This window comes from Stenotrophomonas sp. Marseille-Q5258 (assembly GCF_946900935.1).
Taxonomy (GTDB): Bacteria; Pseudomonadota; Gammaproteobacteria; order Xanthomonadales; family Xanthomonadaceae; genus Stenotrophomonas; species Stenotrophomonas nematodicola.
This window is the reverse complement of the sequence record NZ_CAMPPN010000004.1, coordinates 1-4,172: the sequence shown is the minus strand read 5'-3', so window position 1 is coordinate 4,172 and position 4,172 is coordinate 1. Positions and strand designations below refer to the sequence as shown.

The following is a 4,172-nucleotide window of genomic DNA, read 5'->3' as shown; positions in this document are numbered from 1 at the left end:
TTAGGAAAGGGAGGGGTGTGGGCGGAGAAGTAGGAGCAATGTTTGTTTTGGACGAGGGCGGGGACCACAAGAGAACGACAGAGGGGTTATCGCCGGCAGCGTCAGATGTGTAAAAGGGACAGACCTGGTGCTCTCGCGCAACCGTCTCAAGACCCTGCGCGCCCGCCTGCACGATGAAGAGCTGGACCGCGCCGTCTCCACCCTGGACATCGCCACCGCGCGCCTGCAGTCGGCGGTGATGCGCACCCGCATGCAGCCGGTGGGCAAGGTGTTCTCGCGCTTCCCCAAGGTGGCCCGCGACGTTGCCCGCTCGCTCAAGAAGGAAGTGGACCTGGAACTAATCGGTGCCGAGACCGAACTGGACCGCAACCTGGTGGAGGCCCTGGCCGACCCCCTGGTGCATCTGGTACGCAATGCGATCGACCACGGCGTGGAAATGCCCGACCTGCGCGAAGCGCAGGGCAAGCCGCGCGGCGGCCACGTCCGGCTGTCGGCCCAGCAGGAAGGCGACTACGTCAGCATCGAAGTGCAGGACGACGGTGCCGGTATCGATCCCGAGCGCCTGCGCGCCAAGGCCCGTGAAAAGGGGCTGATCGACCCCGAAGCGGCCGCCCGCCTGACCAGCGAGGAATGCCTGCACCTGGTGTTCCTGCCAGGCTTCTCCACCAAGCAGCAGGTGACCGACATCTCCGGCCGCGGCGTCGGCATGGACGTGGTCCAGTCGCGCATCCGCGAGCTGAGCGGCCAGATCCAGATCCAGTCCGAGCTTGGGCGCGGCAGCCGCTTCATGATCCGCGTGCCGCTGACCCTGGCGATCCTGCCCACCCTGCTGGTGCAGGCCGGCGAGGACGTCTACGCGCTGCCACTGGCACGCGTGATGGAGGTGCTGCACGCCCCGAACACCTCGCTGGGCTGGTTCGACGGCCGCGCGGTGCTGGATCGCAAGTCGCATACCCTGCCACTGGTGGACCTGCGCCATTGGCTGGAGGTCGACCCGGTTCCCTCGCCCCTGCTCACCATCGTTGTGCTGCAGGCCGGTGAAGCCCGCTTCGGGCTGGTGGTGGACCAGGTGCGGGGCCGCGAGGAAGTGGTGATCAAGCCGCTGCCCAAGGCATTGCGCGGTCTGCGCGGCTACGCCGGGGCCACCCTGATCGGTGACGGCCGCATGTCGCTGATCCTCGACGTGGACGGCCTGCGCTGACCACCGGTAGCGCCGGGTGCTGCCCGGCGGCTTTCCCCCTCCAAAAGTGTGACCGCCGCATCACCCTGTTCCGTCGGCGTCTCAAGTCCCATTCACACAAGCCGATACCGGACTCATGGATAGACTCAGCCTCATTGGACTTTTTCTCGCCCTGGCCTCACTGGTCGGCGGCAGCATCCTCAAAGGCGCGGGGCTGGCCTCGCTGTGGTCGCCGGCCGCCTTTGTGATCGTGATCGTGGGCACCCTCGCCGCGATCCTGCTGCACACCTCGCCGGCCGTGTTCAAGCATGCCTTCAAGATCGTGCGCTGGGTCGTGCGCCCGCCGAGCAGCGACCGCCGCGAACTCATCCAGCAGATCGTCGAGTGGAGCAACATTGCCCGCCGCCAGGGCCTGCTGGGCCTGGAAGCCCAGGTTGAAGCCCAGGACGATCCGTTTCTGCGCAAGGGGCTGCAGCTGCTGGTGGACGGCGTGGAGCCGGAAACCATCCGCCACATGATGGAAATCGAACTGGGCAGCCAGGAGAGCCAGGACCTGGCCGCCTCCAAGGTGTTCGAGGGCATGGGCATCTACGCGCCCACCCTGGGCATCATCGGCGCCGTACTGGGCCTGATCGCGGTGATGAAAAATCTTGCCGACCCCAGCAAGCTGGGCCACGGCATCGCTGCGGCGTTCACCGCCACCATCTACGGCATCGCCTCGGCGAACCTGCTGTTCCTGCCGGTGTCGGCCAAGCTCAAGAGCGTGATCCACCACAACAGCCGCGACCGCGAGATGATCATCGAAGGCCTGATCTCGATCGCGCAGGGCGAAAACCCGCGCAACATCGAAACCAACCTGTCCGGCTTCCTGCACTGACATGGCCCGTCGCAAGCACCACGAAGAGCATGCCAACCACGAGGCCTGGGCGATCCCCTATGCCGATCTGATGACGCTGCTGCTGGCTTTCTTCGTGGTGATGTACGCCATCTCCTCGATCAACGAGGGCAAGTACCGGGTCATGGCCGATGCCCTGACCACCGCCTTCGGGGGCGCGCCGCGCACCATCAACCCGGTGCAGGTGGGCAACCAGCAGGTCCAGGGCGGCGGCTGGGACAGTCCGTCGGTGATCAAATCGGGGACCAGGATCGGCCCGTCCGCACCGGCGCCGTCCAACGACCCCACGCTGCTGCCGGCGATGGCCTCGCAGATGCGCATGCCGGTCTCGGTGCACAACCAGGAGCAGCTCAAGCGGGCCGAGCGCCAGCTCAACGGCATCGCCGACCGTCTCACCGCCACGCTGGCGCCGCTGATCGAGCGCGGCATGATCACCGTGCGCCGCACCGAACTGTGGATCGAAGTGGAGATCAACAGCGACATCCTGTTCACCACCGGCTCGGCCACGCTGGACGTGCATGCACGCGACACGCTGTCCAGCCTGGCCAAGGTGCTGCATGACGCACCCAACGGGGTGCGCGTGGAAGGCCACACCGACAATGTGCCGATCGCCACCGCGCTGTTCCCGTCCAACTGGGAACTCTCGGCCGCGCGCGCCGCCAGCGTGGTGCATCTGTTTGCCGACCAGGGCCTGCAGCCCTCGCGGCTGGCGATGGTCGGCTATGGCCAGTTCCGTCCACGCGAAGACAACGCCAGCGCCGAAGGGCGCAACCGCAATCGCCGGGTGATGGTGATCATCCTGGCCGACACCTCCCAGGGCGTGGACCCGATCGGCCCGCAGCTCACCGCCGATACCGAACGCGCCGCACCGGCCACCGCTGCCGCGCCCTCCCGCTCCACCGTTTCCCCCATCGCGCCGGTGCAGTTGCCACCGGTGCCGGCTGGCAGCCGCGTCGGCGCCGCCGCCCCCCCTGCAATGAAGGAGTGAACCGCATGCGTATCTGGGCCATTGCCAATCAGAAGGGCGGCGTGGGCAAGACCACCACCACCCTCGCGCTCGGTCGCGGCCTGGCCGCGCTCGGCCACCGTGTGCTGCTGATCGACCTGGATCCGCACGCCTCGCTGACCCGCGCGTTCGGTGTGGCGCTCGATCCGCCGCCGCAGGGCGTGCTGGAACTGTTCGCCACCCCGCCGGCCGAGCTGTCCGCGCTCGCCCATGCCACCGCCATTCCGGGGCTGGACCATGTCTGCGCCCAGGCGGCGCTGGCCACCCTGGAGCGCCGCAGCGCCAATCAGCCCGGGCTCGGGCTGGCGTTGCAGCAGGCGCTGACCCGGCACCACGGCCAGCACGACTACATCCTGCTCGACTGCGCCCCGACGCTGGGCCTGCTGATGATCAACGCGCTGGCCGCCGCCGACCGCCTGATCATCCCCACCCAGGCCGAACCGCTGGCGCTGCACGGCCTGGACGGCATGGTGCGGACCGGTGAGATGGTCGAGCGCTCGCGTCGCCGCACGCTGCCGATGTCGATCCTGCCGACGCTGTTCGACCGCCGCACCCGCGCCGGCCACGAGACCGTCAAGCTGATGCAGGAACGCCACGGCCAGCGTGTCTGGGAAGATGCGATCCCCGTGGATACCCGCATCTGCAACGCCGCCAGCCTGACCGTGCCGTCGCAGTCGGACGACTACCCCGGCCGCGGCCTGGCCGCCTATCGCCGCGCGCTGGAATGGATCCTGGCCGACGACGCCCAGCAGATGGAGCGCGCGGCATGAGTACCACCGGCGTGCTCGACGACTATCTGGAGCAGCTGCTCGGCGACGCCGTCCCCACCGCGCCCGTCGTGGCGGCAGCGGCTCCGCCCGCCGTGGAGGAGGACGATGCCGGCGGCGTCGCGCAGGCGATCAGCGCCGAGTTCGCACGCCCCGAGGCGGAACACGACGTCCTGGCCACCGCTGCCGCATTCGAGACCCCCACCGCGCCCGGGGCACCGGCCAACCTCGCACTGCTCGACGAGCTGATGAACGACCCCGCGCTCGGACCGGTCCAGGCCGCGCCCGCGCATGACACCCCCACCTCGCCCGGCGCACCGGCCA

Annotated in this window: 2 protein-coding genes and 3 pseudogenes; all 5 read left to right on the top strand. The window is 68.7% G+C overall.

Annotated features, from left to right (window positions below; genetic code table 11):
* Positions 1-121: 121 nt before the first annotated feature.
* A pseudogene (locus OC534_RS03235) lies at positions 122-1,201 on the top strand (chemotaxis protein CheA); the annotation flags it as partial.
* 115 nt (positions 1,202-1,316) lie between these two features.
* Positions 1,317-2,057, top strand: coding sequence for a flagellar motor protein (locus tag OC534_RS03230; protein ID WP_017357458.1), 741 nt, complete (start codon positions 1,317-1,319; stop codon positions 2,055-2,057).
* Between the two features lies 1 nt (position 2,058).
* A pseudogene (gene motD / locus OC534_RS03225) lies at positions 2,059-2,889 on the top strand (flagellar motor protein MotD); the annotation flags it as partial.
* Between the two features lie 179 nt (positions 2,890-3,068).
* Entirely contained in the window at positions 3,069-3,851 is a 783-nt protein-coding gene (locus tag OC534_RS03220; protein WP_136004050.1) for a ParA family protein, read from the top strand.
* Positions 3,848-4,172: pseudogene (locus OC534_RS03215) on the top strand (hypothetical protein); the annotation flags it as partial. The gene OC534_RS03220 and the pseudogene OC534_RS03215, both read left to right, overlap by 4 nt.

Bases quoted from the DNA above. Each gene is read 5' to 3' on its own strand.
- OC534_RS03230 (WP_017357458.1), top strand. From the start codon at position 1,317: ATGGATAGACTCAGCCTCATTGGACTTTTTCTCGCCCTGGCCTCACTG.
- OC534_RS03220 (WP_136004050.1), top strand. From the start codon at position 3,069: ATGCGTATCTGGGCCATTGCCAATCAGAAGGGCGGCGTGGGCAAGACC.